Source organism: Sphaerotilus sp. FB-3 (assembly GCF_023706025.1).
Classification (GTDB): domain Bacteria; phylum Pseudomonadota; class Gammaproteobacteria; order Burkholderiales; family Burkholderiaceae_C; genus Sphaerotilus; species Sphaerotilus sulfidivorans.
This window is the reverse complement of record NZ_BQWE01000023.1, coordinates 1-14,178: the sequence shown is the minus strand read 5'-3', so window position 1 is coordinate 14,178 and position 14,178 is coordinate 1. Positions and strand designations below refer to the sequence as shown.

General features: G+C 68.6%; 14 protein-coding genes. 5 read left to right on the top strand and 9 right to left on the bottom strand.

Annotated features, from left to right (window positions below):
• Window positions 1–637: succinate--CoA ligase subunit alpha (gene sucD / locus NFT33_RS11475; protein ID WP_251675420.1), on the top strand; the 637-nt coding region annotated here is incomplete at its 5' end.
• A gap of 138 nt (window positions 638–775) precedes the next feature.
• Here sucD and NFT33_RS11470 read toward each other — a convergent pair.
• Window positions 776–1,738 carry a TerC family protein gene (locus NFT33_RS11470; RefSeq protein ID WP_251675428.1) on the bottom strand — a complete coding sequence of 321 codons (963 nt, stop codon included), beginning with the start codon at window positions 1,736–1,738 and terminating at the stop codon, window positions 776–778.
• A gap of 342 nt (window positions 1,739–2,080) precedes the next feature.
• Between NFT33_RS11470 and NFT33_RS11465 the strand changes: the two genes are divergently transcribed.
• A complete protein-coding gene (locus tag NFT33_RS11465) occupies window positions 2,081–2,437 on the top strand; it encodes a phage holin family protein (RefSeq protein WP_251675418.1) in 357 nt (118 codons plus the stop codon).
• 45 nt (window positions 2,438–2,482) lie between these two features.
• On the opposite strand, the gene NFT33_RS11460 is transcribed toward NFT33_RS11465, so the two are convergent.
• On the bottom strand, window positions 2,483–4,060 hold the full coding sequence (locus NFT33_RS11460) for a M48 family metalloprotease (RefSeq protein ID WP_251675416.1): 1,578 nt from the start codon (window positions 4,058–4,060) through the stop codon (window positions 2,483–2,485).
• A gap of 142 nt (window positions 4,061–4,202) precedes the next feature.
• Here NFT33_RS11460 and moaC point away from each other — a divergent pair, with 142 nt between their 5' ends.
• On the top strand, window positions 4,203–4,688 hold the full coding sequence (gene moaC / locus NFT33_RS11455) for a cyclic pyranopterin monophosphate synthase MoaC (RefSeq protein ID WP_251675414.1): 486 nt from the start codon (window positions 4,203–4,205) through the stop codon (window positions 4,686–4,688).
• 102 nt (window positions 4,689–4,790) lie between these two features.
• Here the strand turns inward: moaC and NFT33_RS11450 are convergent, their stop codons facing one another.
• The 5 genes from NFT33_RS11450 to NFT33_RS11425 form a co-directional block, all read right to left on the bottom strand.
• Window positions 4,791–6,563: a PglL family O-oligosaccharyltransferase gene (locus NFT33_RS11450; protein ID WP_251675412.1), complete on the bottom strand. Its 1,773-nt coding sequence runs from the start codon at window positions 6,561–6,563 to the stop codon at window positions 4,791–4,793.
• 56 nt (window positions 6,564–6,619) lie between these two features.
• The gene (locus NFT33_RS11445) at window positions 6,620–7,087 is read right to left on the bottom strand and encodes a pilin (protein ID WP_309296144.1); all 468 of its coding nucleotides are present in this window, start codon (window positions 7,085–7,087) and stop codon (window positions 6,620–6,622) included.
• A gap of 136 nt (window positions 7,088–7,223) precedes the next feature.
• Window positions 7,224–7,979: a pilin gene (locus NFT33_RS19410; RefSeq protein WP_309296143.1), complete on the bottom strand. Its 756-nt coding sequence runs from the start codon at window positions 7,977–7,979 to the stop codon at window positions 7,224–7,226.
• 35 nt (window positions 7,980–8,014) lie between these two features.
• Entirely contained in the window at window positions 8,015–9,661 is a 1,647-nt protein-coding gene (gene groL, locus NFT33_RS11430; protein WP_251675410.1) for a chaperonin GroEL, read from the bottom strand.
• A 70-nt stretch (window positions 9,662–9,731) separates the two neighbouring features.
• Entirely contained in the window at window positions 9,732–10,022 is a 291-nt protein-coding gene (locus tag NFT33_RS11425; RefSeq protein WP_251675409.1) for a co-chaperone GroES, read from the bottom strand.
• A 241-nt stretch (window positions 10,023–10,263) separates the two neighbouring features.
• Between NFT33_RS11425 and NFT33_RS11420 the strand changes: the two genes are divergently transcribed.
• Window positions 10,264–11,610 carry a DUF3422 family protein gene (locus tag NFT33_RS11420; RefSeq protein ID WP_251675407.1) on the top strand — a complete coding sequence of 449 codons (1,347 nt, stop codon included), beginning with the start codon at window positions 10,264–10,266 and terminating at the stop codon, window positions 11,608–11,610.
• 79 nt (window positions 11,611–11,689) lie between these two features.
• Window positions 11,690–12,964 carry an O-acetylhomoserine aminocarboxypropyltransferase/cysteine synthase family protein gene (locus tag NFT33_RS11415; protein WP_251675422.1) on the top strand — a complete coding sequence of 425 codons (1,275 nt, stop codon included), beginning with the start codon at window positions 11,690–11,692 and terminating at the stop codon, window positions 12,962–12,964.
• A 24-nt stretch (window positions 12,965–12,988) separates the two neighbouring features.
• Here NFT33_RS11415 and NFT33_RS11410 read toward each other — a convergent pair whose 3' ends face one another.
• Both NFT33_RS11410 and NFT33_RS11405 read right to left on the bottom strand, forming a co-directional pair.
• Window positions 12,989–13,477 carry an outer membrane lipoprotein gene (locus NFT33_RS11410; RefSeq protein WP_220786617.1) on the bottom strand — a complete coding sequence of 163 codons (489 nt, stop codon included), beginning with the start codon at window positions 13,475–13,477 and terminating at the stop codon, window positions 12,989–12,991.
• Between the two features lie 26 nt (window positions 13,478–13,503).
• Window positions 13,504–14,070 (bottom strand): HNH endonuclease, encoded by a 567-nt coding sequence (locus NFT33_RS11405; protein WP_220786616.1) that lies wholly within the window; start codon window positions 14,068–14,070, stop codon window positions 13,504–13,506.
• Window positions 14,071–14,178 lie beyond the last annotated feature (108 nt).

Genomic DNA, 14,178 nt, shown 5'->3' with positions numbered 1-14,178 from the left:
GGAAGCCGTCGAGGCCGACCTGGACCTGGCGATCTGCATCACCGAAGGCATCCCGGTCCGGGACATGCTGGAAGTGCGCAACAGGATGAAGGCCAAGGAGGCCGCCGGCGGCAAGAAGACGCTGCTGCTGGGCCCCAACTGCCCGGGCCTGATCACGCCGGAAGAGATCAAGATCGGCATCATGCCCGGTCACATCCACCGCAAGGGCCGCATCGGCGTGGTCTCGCGCTCAGGGACCTTGACCTATGAAGCGGTGGCGCAGCTGACCGAGCTGGGCATCGGCCAGTCGTCGGCCGTCGGCATCGGTGGCGATCCGATCAACGGCCTGAAGCACATCGACGTGATGCGCGCCTTCAACGACGATCCGGACACGGACGCGGTCATCATGATCGGCGAGATCGGCGGCCCGGACGAGGCTGAAGCCGCCCGCTGGGTCAAGGACAACATGAAGAAGCCGGTCGTCGGCTTCATCGCCGGTGTCACCGCCCCTCCGGGCAAGCGCATGGGCCACGCCGGCGCGCTGATCTCGGGCGGCGCCGACACCGCCGACGCCAAGCTCGCCATCATGGAAGAGTGCGGCTTCAAGGTCACCCGCAATCCGTCGGAAATGGGCCGCATCCTGAAGTCGCTGCTGTGATGCAGCGCTGACCCCGGCCGCCTGGCCGGGGCTGCGGGTAACGCGACAAAAAAAGGCCACCCCGCAAGGGGTGGCCTTTTTCATGGGCTTGGTGATGCTCGTGGGCACCCGCCTTCGCGGGTGTGACGGAAGGCGGGATCAGCCGTTGCTGGCAGGCAGCTTCGGCGCGGTGCGCACGCTCAGCCACATCGTCAGGGCCAGGATGCCGATCACGGCGCCGAGCGAAGCGAACACCGGAATCTTCACGATGTCGATCAGCAGCATCTTGGTGCCGATGAAGGCCAGGATCACCGCCAGGCCGTAGCTCAGCAGATGGAACTTCGAGGCCATCGCCGCCAGCAGGAAGTACATCGCACGCAGACCCAGGATCGCGAAGATGTTCGAGGTCAGCACGATGAACGGATCGCTGGTGATGGCGAAGATCGCCGGAATCGAGTCGACCGCGAAGATCACGTCGGTCACGCCCACCAGCGCGATGACCAGCAGCAGCGGGGTGGCGATGCGCTTGCCGTTCTCGACGGTGAAGAACTTTTCACCATCGAAGTTCTTGCTGACCGGCAGCACCTTGCGCAGCAGCTTCAGCGCCGGGTTGCTTTCCAGGTCAGGCTCCTGGCCGGCCGCCCACCACATCTTGATGCCGGTGATCAGCAGGAAGGCACCGAAGACATACAGGATCCAGTGGAACTGCGCGATCAGCCAGGCGCCCACCAGGATCAGCACCGTGCGCAGCACCATCGCGCCGATGATGCCGATCATCAGCACCCGCTTCTGGTACGACGGCGGTACCGCGAAGTAGGTGAAGATCATCAGGAAGACGAAGATGTTGTCGACGGCCAGCGACTTCTCGATCAGGTAGCCGGTCAGGAATTCGAGTGCGCGCGTATTGGCGATCTCGGTGCCATGCTCGCGCCAGGTGGCCCACCACAGCAGGCCGTTGAAGGCCAGACTGAGCGCCACCCAGACGATCGACCAGTTCAGCGCCTCCTTGACGCCCACCTCATGCGCGCCCTGCTTGCGCAGCACCACGAAGTCCACGAACAAGGCCAGCAGCACCACCGCCACGAAGAAAAGCCAGAGCCAGTCTGGCGCCATCGAATTCATCAGCATGAACAGTACTCCACAGGTTTCGATCAGGTCGTTCGACGAATGACGAGACTCGGAGCGGCCTTCGGCACGGTCTGCGCAGCCCTGAAGGGCGCTCCGTACCGAAAGGTCTTGCGACAATCAGCACGACTGGCGCCGTGCAGGTGTTTGTCTGCGAACCCGGGTGAGCTGCTGTCGGGCAGTTCACCGTACTGACGGGATGCCGCGAGAGCCTGGCGACCCTCTGCTACTCCCCTTTCGATGGCGCGGATTCTGCCTGAACTCTTCTTTTCCCTCAAAACTGCAGGGTTGAACAGTCGGGTACCAATGCCCTCTGATGCGTGTATCCTTTCACGCATCATGCTGAAGCTGTTCGCTCGCTGGTTCCTGCTTGCTGCCGCGCTGCTGCTGGTGGCGACCCTCTATCCCGGGCTCGAGGTGCGGGGCTTCGGCGCCGCGCTGATGGCGGCGCTGATTCTCGGCCTGCTCAATGCGGTCGTGCGCCCGCTGCTGGTGGTGCTGACGCTGCCGGTCACCGTGGTGACGCTGGGCCTGTTCCTCTTCGTCATCAATGCTGCGGTGTTCCAGTTCGCGGCCTGGATGCTCGACGGGCTGCAGGTCGCCGGATTTGGCGCGGCGCTGATCACCTCGCTGCTGTACAGCCTGTGCGGCATGGTGATCGACAGCGCGCTGCAGCGCCTGTTCGACGAAGACTGAGCGACAAGAACGGCGCGGCACCCTGCCTGCGCCTTCGGTCCTGCTTCAGTCGTCCTCGCCGCGACGCTCGCGCTCCAGTTCGGCGCGGCGCTGCTGCTCGAGCGCCTTCAGCCGCGACTCGATGACCACGCCCTCCATCGACTCGACCGCACCGCTGCTGCGCGAGAGCCGCTGGCCGGCGCGCAGCCGGTCGACCGCACCGGCCAGATCGCCCAGCGCCGCCTGCGCCTCGGCCTGGGCGCGCAGCGAGGCCAGCGGCTGCCCGAGCCGCTCCGACACCCGCGCCAGCGCCTGCCACGCACCGGCATCGCCCGGACGCACGCTGACCCAGGTCTGCAGATCCTCGCGGACCCGACCGGCCTGCGTCGCCTCGGCCTGCGGCAGCGCGGCCAGCCGTGCCGACAGCATCAGGCCGGCGCGGCTGCCGTCGAGCAGACCGCCGGAGAGCAGCCGCGCCGCCTCGGTCGTCTGGCCGCGGTCGAGCATCGACTCGATCTGGATGATCTGCACGGCCCGCTGCACCGGTGCGCCCTGGCCTGCCGCCAGCGTGCGTGCGCGGGCCAGCGCGGCATCGGCCGCACGCCAGTCCTTCAGCCGGGTGGCGGCCAGCGCGGCGGCACAGGCGGTCGACAAGGCCTCCGGCGTGCCGGCCACCGCCGCCGCGCCGGGCACGCCGCCGCCGGCCAGCCGGCTCAGCGTCTCGCCGCGGCCGTCCATCAGCGCGCGCGCGCGGCCCTGCATCGCCGCATGCAGCCAGCGTGCCGCGTCCGGAGCCGCGCCCGACCCAGCCGGATTCACGCCCAGACGCGAGCGGGCCTCGGCCATGCGCTCGCCGGTCAGCGGGTGCGAGCGCAGATAGGGAAACTGGCCGCTGTCGTTGAGCCGCGAGGCACTCTGCAGCCGGTCGAACATGCCGGCCATGCCCTCGGGCGCGAAACCCGCCGCCTCCAGCACGCCGAAGCCGATGCGGTCGGCCTCGCGCTCCATGTCGCGCGAGAAGTTGAGCTGGCCCTGCGCAGCGACCGCCTGTCCGCCGACGATCATCGCGTTGGCCGCATCCCCGCTGCGCGAGGCGGCCAGGATGCCGGCGATCATCGTCGCCGCGCCGATCAGCGACTGGCGCCGGCTGGTCGCGATCGAGCGCGCGATGTGGCGCTGCGTCACATGCGAAAGCTCATGCGCCAGCACCGCGGCCAGCTCGTCGCGGGTGGAGGTGATCGCGATCAGGCCCAGATGCACGCCGACATGGCCGCCGGGCAGCGCAAAGGCGTTGACGCTGCGGTCGCGCACCAGGAAGGTCGCCCAGGCGAACTGCTCGCGCTGCTCGTCGGGCAGATCGCCGCGGGCGCGGGCGGCGGCCAGCAGCGGCTGCCACAGCGAGTCGACATAGTCCTGCAGCAGCGGATCGTCGAGCAGGTCCGGGTCGCGGCGCAGCTCCTTCATGATGCGCTCGCCCAGCCGGCGCTCGGCGCCGAGGCCCAGCTCGTCGCCGCCGGCGTCACCCAGCGCGGGCAGGGTCGGCGCGGCGGCGGGGGTGGCCGCCTGCGCCGGTGAGGCCGGCGCCAGGGCCAGCGGCATCGTCAGGCCCAGCAGTGCGGCCAGCAGCAGCGGAGTCGTCTTCATCATCTTCCTGGAGCGAGGCTGCGTATCATGCCGCCACCCTGGCGCCGGCGTGTATCTCCCTGCTGAGGCCCAGGCCGCTGACAGCAGCGCCGGCTACAACACGCATCCGCCCTCCACCTCCACCGACTGCCGTCCCCCTGCGATGAACTCACCGCTGACCCACTTCGATGCCCACGGCCAGGCCCACATGGTCGACGTGTCGACCAAGAATCCGACGCACCGCGTCGCCACCGCCACCGGCACGATCCGCATGCAGCCCGAGACGCTGGCGCTGATCGCCCGCGGCGAGGCGAAGAAGGGCGACGTGATCGGCATCGCGCGCATCGCCGCGATCCAGGGCGCCAAGCGCACCGCCGATCTGGTGCCGCTGTGCCATCCGCTGCCGATCACCCGGGTGGCGGTCGACTTCCGCCTCGACGAGGCCGCCTCGGCGGTGCACTGCGAGGCCACCGTCGAGACGCTGGGCCGCACCGGCGTCGAGATGGAGGCGCTGACCGCCGTCCAGGTCGGTCTGCTGACCATCTATGACATGTGCAAGGCGGCCGAGAAGGGTATGGTCATGACCGACATCCGTCTGCTGGAGAAGCGCGGTGGCAAGTCCGGCGACTGGCTCGCTCAGCACCCGTGATCCCGTCCCGCCCACCCCGCCATCGTCATCCTCGCGAAGGCGAGGACCCACCCCTGCCACAGCCGCGGGCATGACGGGAGGTGTGCTGGCGCAGGCTCCGGCTCAGGGCCGCATCAGATCGGCCGGCAGGGCCGGATCGGGCAGGCACTGGAACGGCGTGGGCCGGCGATCCGAGCCCGGCGCATCGCAGACCGAGAAGAATTCGGCCGAGGCCGGATTGCGGAACTCGCGCAGTCGCGCCGCCACATGCGCGGCGCGGGCCGTCTCGCCGCGGCCCTCGAGCGCCCGGGCGTAGGCGATCATCAGCCGGGTGTCGGCCAGATGGTGGAGCGGCCGGTCGAAGGCGTCGAAGACCTCCTCGGGCGCCTTGGCCATCGTCGCGCGGGCATAGTCGGCGTGATGCCCCCACAGCACGCTGCGCCGGCCGCGCTCGATGCGCGCCGACAGCGGCTCGGCCTCGCCGAAGGACAGCTCGGGCTCGAAGATCACCGACACTGTCCAGTACTCGACCGTCGACCAGACCGAGGCGACCAGCGCCAGGGCGCCGGTCACGCTCCACAGCCACGGTCCCAGGCGCAGGCGCCAGCCCGGCGCGGCTGCCGGCGGCCGTGCCGGCTCGCCTGAGGCGGGCACGCTGCCGGTGAGCCAGCCCGCGAGCATCATCGCCGGCAGCAGGAAGTAGACGTACCACAGCGGATACTCGAGCAGGCTGTGCACGCCGACCATCACCAGCATGAACAGCGCGGTCCGGGCGTCGCGCGCGCGCTCCTCGTCGGCATCGACCAGCGCCCGACGGGCACGCCAGCCCGCCCAGGCCACGCCGGCCAGCACCGCACCGGCCAGCGGCAGGCCGGACTCCACCGCCAGCTGCAGCGGCAGGTTGTGGCTGTGATCGAAGAAGGCGACCGGCCGGCCGGGAAACGGCGTCATCGACCAGACGAAGTTGAAGGCCCCGACGCCGACGCCGGTCCAGGGATGCGCCTGCACCAGCGCCCAGGTGTTGGCCCAGATGCGCCCGCGCGAGCTGCTGGCGTCGCCATGCAGCGTCTTCTTGAGCTGGTCGTCGCCATAGAACATCACGCCATGCGAGGCCAGCCACTGCTCCAGCCCGACCCAGCACAGCGCATAGAACGGCACCATCGCCAGCAGCAGGCCGCGCACCGGCGCCGGCAGGCGGCGGTCCAGCAGGCCCCACAGCGCCAGCAGCACCACGCCGACCAGGCCGGTGCGCGAGGCGGTCATCGCCACGCCGAAGACCAGCGCGGCCAGCACCAGCGCCAGCTGCACGATCGGACGACGCTCGCGCAGCGACAGCCAGACCGCGGCGGCGGCGGCCCACAGCAGCAGCGTCGAGAGCTGGTTGGGCTGGCGCATGTTGCCGATGGCCCGCCCGGGCGTGGTCGCGAAGGCGACCCAGCGGCCGTCGGCCAGCTCGGGCGCGAAGACCTGCACCGCGCCGATCACCACGCTGAGCAGTCCGGCCGTCAGCAGCGCGCACATCAGCGGCAGGGTCCAGTCGCCGCCGCGGCCGTCACGGCAGCTGCGAGCCACCGCATGCATCAGCGCGCCGCCGAGCAGCAGACAGCCCAGCGGGGCCAGCCGCTGCCCCCAGGGCGCGGAGGACAGCGCGGTGGACAGCAGCAGCAGCGCGCCCACGCCCAGCAGCCAGCGGGTGGCGGCGGAAGATCCGGCCGCACCGGGCCGGGTGCCCAGCGCCCAGACCATCAGCCACAGGCCGCAGCCACCGAAGGCCAGCGCCTGGTTGAAATAGGTCGAGGTCGGCGGCGCGCTGCCGGCAATCAGGAAAGGCAGCGCGACGGCCAGCAGGGCCAGCGGCAGGAAGGCGTTGCGGTCAGCGGAAAGCGGCGGCGTCATGCGCGCCGATCATAGCGAGCCGAGCCGCTCGCCCCGGACCCGCGCAGGCCTGCGCTTCAGCTGCCGCGGCACTCCGCCGGCACGTAGCGCGGCGACAGGCCGCCGCTGGAAGGAATCCGGCAGGACCAGCGGATGCTGCCCGAGGCGGCCTCGGGCTGGAGCAGAAGGCTGCCGTCCTGGACCCGCGAATTGAAGCGGATGGTGATGATGCCGGCACTGCCGACAGAAACCGAGCTGACACTGTTGCCGGCGATCTTCTCGGGCTCCACCAGACCGGCAGCCTCATTGCTGTCAGGCCAGCGCGAGTTGGTGCCGTAGAACTCGGTCACCATGTCGCGGGCCTCCATGCTCAGGCGCAGCCCTTCGGAGACGCGGGCGCGCAGCGCATAGTCCTGGTAGGCGGGCAGCGCGATGGCCGCCAGTACGCCGACGATCGCGACGACGATCATCAGCTCGATCAACGTGAATCCGGGCGAGGGCCTGACTGCTCTCCCCCCCGGGACGACAGCGGCGGTGTGGCACATGGCGTGGCATTCCTGCGGAAAACTGCTGCCGTTGTAGAGAATCCACCGCCATTCACCAAGGAACAAATTCGTTTTCGGGCGCCAGAAACGCAAGATGCGCCCGAAGGCGCATCTTGACCCCTCAGACAAGGGGGTGTCAGCTACGGCATTCAGCCGGGACGTACTTGCCCTTGATGCTGCCAGCAGTGCCCGACTTGCCAGAGCCAGTCGAGCCTGCAGACAGACAATTCCAGGTGATCGAACCTTGTGTCGGCACCGTGCCGCTCACCAGCGCGTTGCCCGCAATACCGCCGTCACGCGGCGACAGGATCAGGTTCGCACCACCATCGATTGCCGCGGTGAAGGTGATGGTGATCTCGCCATTGGTGGGGTTGATTTCGACCTTGGCGACATTCTTGGTCGCAGCAGGCTCCTGGAAACCGGAATTGAATGCTGCACCGTTGGCCGCATTTTCAGCCACCGTCGCCTTGGCACCGGCCGCCAGCGCCAGGCCTTCCGAGACCTTCGCGCGGACCGTGTAGTCCTGATAGGCCGGCAGCGCCACCGCGGCCAGGATGCCGATGATCGCCACGACGATCATCAGTTCGATAAGCGTAAAACCTTGTTGCGCGCGCTTCATGGAAGGATCCTCCGTCAAGTGAGTAGACGGCAGGAAATGTGCAGACTTCGTGCCAGCCCTCAAAGCCCCAACAGCCCGGGCGGAGCGGCGCTGATGCGGCTCAGGAAGTGACATTTTTTGGCCGACAAGGTCGACGGTGCTGCCAAGAAATGTCAGATCCTCACGCAGACGGCCAAGATTTGTCACCCGGATGCGGGGGATGAACCCGTTCGGCGTGCCCGACTTCACACGCAATTGCTTGCAGAAATGAAAAAAGGGTGGCTTGACAGCCACCCTTTTCATTCGAGCTCAGGTCAGGCTCGGCAGGATCACATGTCCATGCCCATGCCGCCCATGCCGCCCATGCCGCCCGGCATGCCACCGGCCGGAGCATCGTCCTTCGGCGCTTCGGCGACCATGCACTCGGTGGTCAGCATCAGCGAGGCGACGGACGCGGCGTTCTGCAGCGCGGTGCGGGTGACCTTGGTCGGATCCAGGATGCCCATGTCGATCATGTCGCCATAGGTGTCGTTGGCGGCGTTGAAGCCGTAGTTGCCCGAACCGGCCAGGATGGCGTTGACCACCACGCTCGGCTCGCCACCGGCGTTGGCGACGATCTCGCGCAGCGGGGCTTCGATCGCCTTCAGGACCAGCTTGATGCCGGCGTCCTGGTCGGCGTTGTCACCCTTGATCTCGCCAGCGGCCTGACGGGCACGCAGCAGGGCGACGCCACCACCGGCGACGATGCCTTCTTCCACCGCAGCGCGGGTGGCGTGCAGGGCGTCTTCCACGCGGGCCTTCTTCTCCTTCATCTCGACTTCGGTGGCGGCACCGACCTTGATGACGGCAACACCGCCGGCCAGCTTGGCGACGCGCTCCTGCAGCTTCTCGCGGTCGTAGTCGCTGGTGGCTTCCTCGATCTGGATGCGGATCTGCTTGACGCGCGCCTCGATGATGTCGGCGGTGCCGGCGCCGTCGATGATGGTGGTGTTTTCCTTGCCCACTTCGACGCGCTTGGCCTGGCCCAGGTCAGCCAGCGTGACCTTCTCCAGCGACATGCCGACTTCCTCGGCGATGACCTTGCCGCCGGTCAGGATGGCGATGTCTTCCAGCATGGCCTTGCGGCGGTCGCCGAAGCCCGGGGCCTTGACGGCGACGACCTTCAGGATGCCGCGGATGGTGTTGACCACCAGGGTCGCCAGCGCTTCGCCGTCGACGTCTTCGGCGATGATCAGCAGCGGACGGCCGGCCTTGGCAACCTGCTCCAGCGTCGGCAGCAGGTCACGGATGTTCGACACCTTCTTGTCGTACAGCAGCACGAACGGGTTGTCGAGCAGGGCGGCCTGCTTTTCCGGGTTGTTGATGAAGTACGGCGACAGGTAGCCGCGGTCGAACTGCATGCCTTCGACGACGTCCAGCTCGTTGTTCAGGCTCTTGCCGTCTTCGACGGTGATGACGCCTTCCTTGCCGACCTTGTCCATCGCCTCGGCGATGATGCCGCCGACGTCCGCGTCGGAGTTGGCCGAGATCGTGCCGACCTGGGCGATTTCCTTCGAGGTGGTGGTGGCCTTCGAGGCGGCCTTCAGCTGGACGACCAAGGCGGCGACCGCCTTGTCGATGCCGCGCTTCAGGTCCATCGGGTTCATGCCGGCGGCGACATACTTCATGCCTTCGCGCACGATCGCCTGGGCCAGCACGGTGGCGGTGGTGGTGCCGTCACCGGCGTTGTCCGAGGTCTTGGAAGCGACTTCCTTGACCATCTGGGCGCCCATGTTCTGCAGCTTGTCCTTCAGCTCGATTTCCTTGGCGACCGAGACACCGTCCTTGGTGACGGTCGGGGCGCCGAACGAGCGCTCCAGCACCACGTTGCGGCCCTTGGGGCCCAGGGTGACCTTGACCGCGTTGGCCAGGATGTTCACGCCCTCGACCATGCGGTGACGCGCGTCTGCGCCGAAGATGACGTCTTTTGCAGCCATGTTCTAACTCCGAATACTTGAAATCTGGGAATGGGGGGAGATGTGCGGGAGAAGGCGCCTTGAGGGCGGCTTACTTCTCGACCACGGCGAAGAGGTCTTCTTCGCGCATCACCAGCAGCTCTTCGCCGTTGACCTTGACGGTCTGGCCGCTGTACTTGCCGAACAGCACGCGATCGCCGACAGCCACGTTCAGCGCGACGAAGTCACCCTTGTCGTTGCGCTTGCCCGGGCCGACGGCCAGCACTTCACCCTGGTCCGGCTTCTCGGCCGCGTTGTCCGGGATGATGATGCCCAGGGCGGTCTTGGTCTCGTTTTCCAGACGCTTGACGATCACGCGGTCGTGCAGGGGACGAAGATTCATGGCGACTCCTAGAAACAGAGCTTGGATCGGACAGAGAAGGTGGGATGCGACAGGGCGGAACGATGCCCTTCGCGATCACTAGCACTCACCATCGGCGAGTGCTAACGGAACTGATTATAGGAACGCGATCGCGGCTTTCAAGAGGGGGAGGCCCCAGAAACCCCACGGAAAGCCGTTACGCTCGAGGGGCAGTACGCGCCCGACCGTCCACTTCTGCCGACTTCGCCCCTCCGATCCCGCGATGACCGACGCTCTTCCGCCCTCGCCCTCCCCCACGCGCAGCGCGCTGCCGCCCGACGACCTGCAGCGCGCGCTGCTGCACAACGAGGTCCATGCCCGACCGACCGCCCGCATCCGCCTGCCGGCGCTGGTCGTCTATGTCGCGGTGCTCAACGAGGGCATCAGCCGCGAGCAGGAGCTGGCGCACCTGCGCCTGCTGCCGGGCCAGCAGGATCTGCCGCCGGAGGTGCTGCACGACCATTTCGTGCGGCTGCGCCTGGGAAACTGCACGCTGAAGTGGGAGCGCCACAGCGAGTACACCCGCTACTCGATCGTGCAGTCGCTGCCCAAGGGCGCCGGCCTGGAGGCCGAGAACCCGCCGCTGGACGCGCTGGCGATCGACCCGGACTGGCTGGCGGCGATTCCCGGGCGCACCATCACCGCGATCAAGCTGGCGATGGTCATCGGCGACATCGCCAATGCGCCGGAAGCCGCCCGGCGCGGCCAGCGCTGGCTGGGCGGCCGCAGCGTGGTGGCCTCGATCATGGGCACCTACGGCCACTCGATCGCGGTCACCTCGTTCCGGCTGCGCGAAGACGGCTTCGAGCACATGCTGGTGATCGCGCCGGAGCGCACCACCGAGACCCGCGCGGGCCGCATCTCGCAGCGCCTGCTCGAGCTGGAGACCTACCGGATGATGGCGCTGCGCGGGCTGCCCGCGGCCAAGGCGCTGTCGCCGATGCTGGCCGAGGCCGAGTCGCGGCTGGCCGAGATCACCGCGCGGCTCGAGAACAAGGCCGCCACCGACCAGGAGCTGCTCGACACGCTGGTGGCGCTGGCCGCGCGGGTCGAGCGCGCCACCGCCGAGAACCAGTACCGCTTCGCCGCGACCCAGGCCTATGACGCCATCGTCAGCCAGCGCATCCAGGAGCTGCGCGAGAAGCCGATCTCGGGCACGCAGACCATCAGCGAATTCATGCAGCGGCGCCTGTCGCCGGCGATCCAGACGGTGGCGGCCACCGCGCAGCGCCTGAGCGGCCTGTCGCAGCGCATCGAGCGCACCAGCGCGCTGCTGCGCACCCGCGTCGACATCGCCACCGAGTCGCAGAACCAGCAGCTGCTGGCGCAGCTCACCCGCGGCCAGGACCTGCAGCTGCGCATGCAGATGACGGTGGAGGGGCTGTCGATCGCGGCGATCTCGTACTACGTGATGAGCCTGATCTACTACGGCGCCAAGGCGGTCAAGGTCGCCGGCGTGCCGATCAGCCCGGAGCTGGTCGCCGGCGCGCTGATCCCGGCGGTGCTGTGGGGCGTCTGGCGCACCAACCGGCGCATCCACGAGAAACTCCACGCCGAGCAAGGTCACTGAAAAGACGCCGGCCCACAATCGCCGGCCCGAATCTGTCCCGTCCCACCCCACGACACGAGGAGACTCGCCGATGAAGCCGATGAAGCTCGAGACCCTGGCCGTTCACGCCGGCTACCAGCCCGACCCGACCACCAAGGCGGTGGCGGTGCCGGTGTACCAGACGGTGGCCTACGCCTTCGACAGCGCCCAGCATGGCGCCGACCTGTTCGACCTGAAGGTGCAGGGCAACATCTACACCCGGATCATGAATCCGACCCAGTCGATCCTCGAGGCCCGGGTGGCCGCGCTCGAGGGCGGCATCGGCGCGCTGGCGCTGGCCTCCGGCATGGCGGCGATCACCTACGCGATCCAGACGATCGCCGAGGCCGGCGACAACATCGTCTCGGCCAGCACGCTGTACGGCGGCACCTACAACCTGTTCGCGCACACCTTCCCGCAGATGGGCATCACGGTGCGCTTCGCCGACCCGCGCGATCCGGCCTCCTTCGCCGCGCTGATCGACGAGCGCACCAAGGCCGTCTTCTGCGAGTCGGTCGGCAATCCGCTCGGCAACGTCACCGACCTGCGCGCGCTGGCCGATGTGGCGCATGCCGCCGGCGTGCCGCTGATCGTCGACAACACCGTGCCCTCGCCGGCGCTGTGCCGCCCGATCGAGCATGGTGCCGACATCGTCGTGCACTCGCTGACCAAGTACATGGGCGGCCACGGCAACAGCGTCGCCGGCGCGATCGTCGACTCGGGCAGGTTCCCCTGGGCCGAGCACAAGGCACGCTTCAGGCGCCTGAACGAGCCCGATGTCAGCTACCACGGCGTGGTCTACACCGAGGCGCTGGGCGCGGCCGCCTACATCGCCCGCGCCCGGGTGGTGCCGCTGCGCAACACCGGCGCGGCGATCTCGCCGATGAACGCCTTCCTGATCCTGCAGGGCATCGAGACGCTGGCGCTGCGCATGGACCGCATCTGCGACAACGCGCTGGCGGTGGCGCGCTTCCTCGACGATCACCCGAAGGTGGCCTTGGTCAACTACGCCGGCCTGCCCGAGCACCCCGACCATGCGCTGGTGCAGTCGCAGATGGGCGGGCGCGCCTCGGGCATTCTCAGCTTCGGGCTGAAGGAAGGCGGCCGCGAGGCGGGCGCGCGCGTGCTCGACGCCTTCCAGCTCTTCACCCGGCTGGTCAACATCGGCGACGCCAAGTCGCTGGCGACCCACCCGGCCTCGACGACGCACCGCCAGCTCGACACGGCCGAGCTGAAGAAGGCCGGCGTCAGCGAGGACATGCTGCGCCTGTCGGTCGGCATCGAGCACATCGACGACCTGATCGCCGACCTGGCGCAGGCGCTCGACGCGGCCTGAGCCGCCTGAAGGCAGGCCGCGGTCTCAGCGCGTCGGCTGGGCCGCGGTCGCGGCGGTCGGCGCCTTCATCACCCGGGTGCGACCGCCGGTGGTGACCAGCACCACCGCCTCGCCCGGCGCAAAGCTCTCCTGCGCCTTGGCCTGCACCAGCGCCCGGCGCTCGCCGCTGGGCAGCTGCAGCAGGATCTCGACCGCCTCCTCGCGGGTGCCGAAGCGCTCGACGGTGTTGCCGATCACCGCACCGGCCACCGCGCCGAGCACGCCGACCGCCGCCGCCTCGCGCCGTCCGCCCACCGAGCCGCCGGCAATGCCGCCGATCACCGCGCCGGAGACGCCGCCGACGCCGCTCTGCTGGCCCTCGACGACCACCGGCCGCACATGGAGCACCACCGCGTCCTGCACCGTCGACAGCCGCTGCGCGTCGCCGGGCCGGATCACGTCGGGGCTGGTGGTGCTGCAGGCGCCCAGCAGCAGGGAGGCGGCGACGGCCGCCGCGAGGAAAGCGGTTTTCATGATGCGGATCCCGGGAATCTCGGTGCTCAGCCGTGCAGCCGGCTGTGTCGCGGCACGCTCGCCAGCAGGAATTCCATCTGGTCCGCCAGGATGCGCCGCCCCTTGAGGATCATGTCCTCGTGCAGATTGGGAATGTAGGGCAGGTAAAGGAGTTCCATGCCGGCCTCGTGCAGCAGCCGGTTGCCCTTGCGGCCGTTGCAGCTGCGGCAGGCGGTGATGCAGTTCATCCAGCTGTGGGTGCCGCCACGCGAGGTCGGGATGATGTGCTCGCGGGTCAGATGCTCGCGGGGCTCGCGCAGGAAGCGCTGGCCGCAGTAGGCGCAGGTATGGCGGTCGCGGGCGAACAGCTTCGGATTGGCGATCGCCGGCACCTCGCGCCAGGCCCGGCTGGGCACCGCACCGCGCACCGCGATGATCGGATGCAGCTCGACGCGCGACTGCAGGCCGCTGGCGCGCTGGATGCCGCCACGCATCACCAGGCAGGGTTCACCGATCGTCCAGGCGACTTCGCCGGCGACATGGAGGATCACGGCGTCCTTCGGCGAAATCCAGGCCTGAGGGCGCCCCGAGACATCGAGCTGCAGCACATCCATGGCAAGGTCCTTGCGTGGAGGAAGCTTAGAGCGGCTAACACAACCTGCGCAGAGTGCGCAGGCAGATGATGGAGCAGGCCAGGGACAAAAGCGCCACATGGGTGGTGA

Coding starts and splice junctions, on each gene's coding strand:
- NFT33_RS11470 (WP_251675428.1), bottom strand. CDS start 1,738: ATGAATTCGATGGCGCCAGACTGGCTCTGGCTTTTCTTCGTGGCGGTG.
- NFT33_RS11465 (WP_251675418.1), top strand. CDS start 2,081: ATGCTGAAGCTGTTCGCTCGCTGGTTCCTGCTTGCTGCCGCGCTGCTG.
- NFT33_RS11460 (WP_251675416.1), bottom strand. CDS start 4,060: ATGAAGACGACTCCGCTGCTGCTGGCCGCACTGCTGGGCCTGACGATG.
- moaC (WP_251675414.1), top strand. CDS start 4,203: ATGAACTCACCGCTGACCCACTTCGATGCCCACGGCCAGGCCCACATG.
- NFT33_RS11450 (WP_251675412.1), bottom strand. CDS start 6,563: ATGACGCCGCCGCTTTCCGCTGACCGCAACGCCTTCCTGCCGCTGGCC.
- NFT33_RS11445 (WP_309296144.1), bottom strand. CDS start 7,087: ATGTGCCACACCGCCGCTGTCGTCCCGGGGGGGAGAGCAGTCAGGCCC.
- groL (WP_251675410.1), bottom strand. CDS start 9,661: ATGGCTGCAAAAGACGTCATCTTCGGCGCAGACGCGCGTCACCGCATG.
- NFT33_RS11425 (WP_251675409.1), bottom strand. CDS start 10,022: ATGAATCTTCGTCCCCTGCACGACCGCGTGATCGTCAAGCGTCTGGAA.
- NFT33_RS11420 (WP_251675407.1), top strand. CDS start 10,264: ATGACCGACGCTCTTCCGCCCTCGCCCTCCCCCACGCGCAGCGCGCTG.
- NFT33_RS11415 (WP_251675422.1), top strand. CDS start 11,690: ATGAAGCTCGAGACCCTGGCCGTTCACGCCGGCTACCAGCCCGACCCG.
- NFT33_RS11410 (WP_220786617.1), bottom strand. CDS start 13,477: ATGAAAACCGCTTTCCTCGCGGCGGCCGTCGCCGCCTCCCTGCTGCTG.
- NFT33_RS11405 (WP_220786616.1), bottom strand. CDS start 14,070: ATGGATGTGCTGCAGCTCGATGTCTCGGGGCGCCCTCAGGCCTGGATT.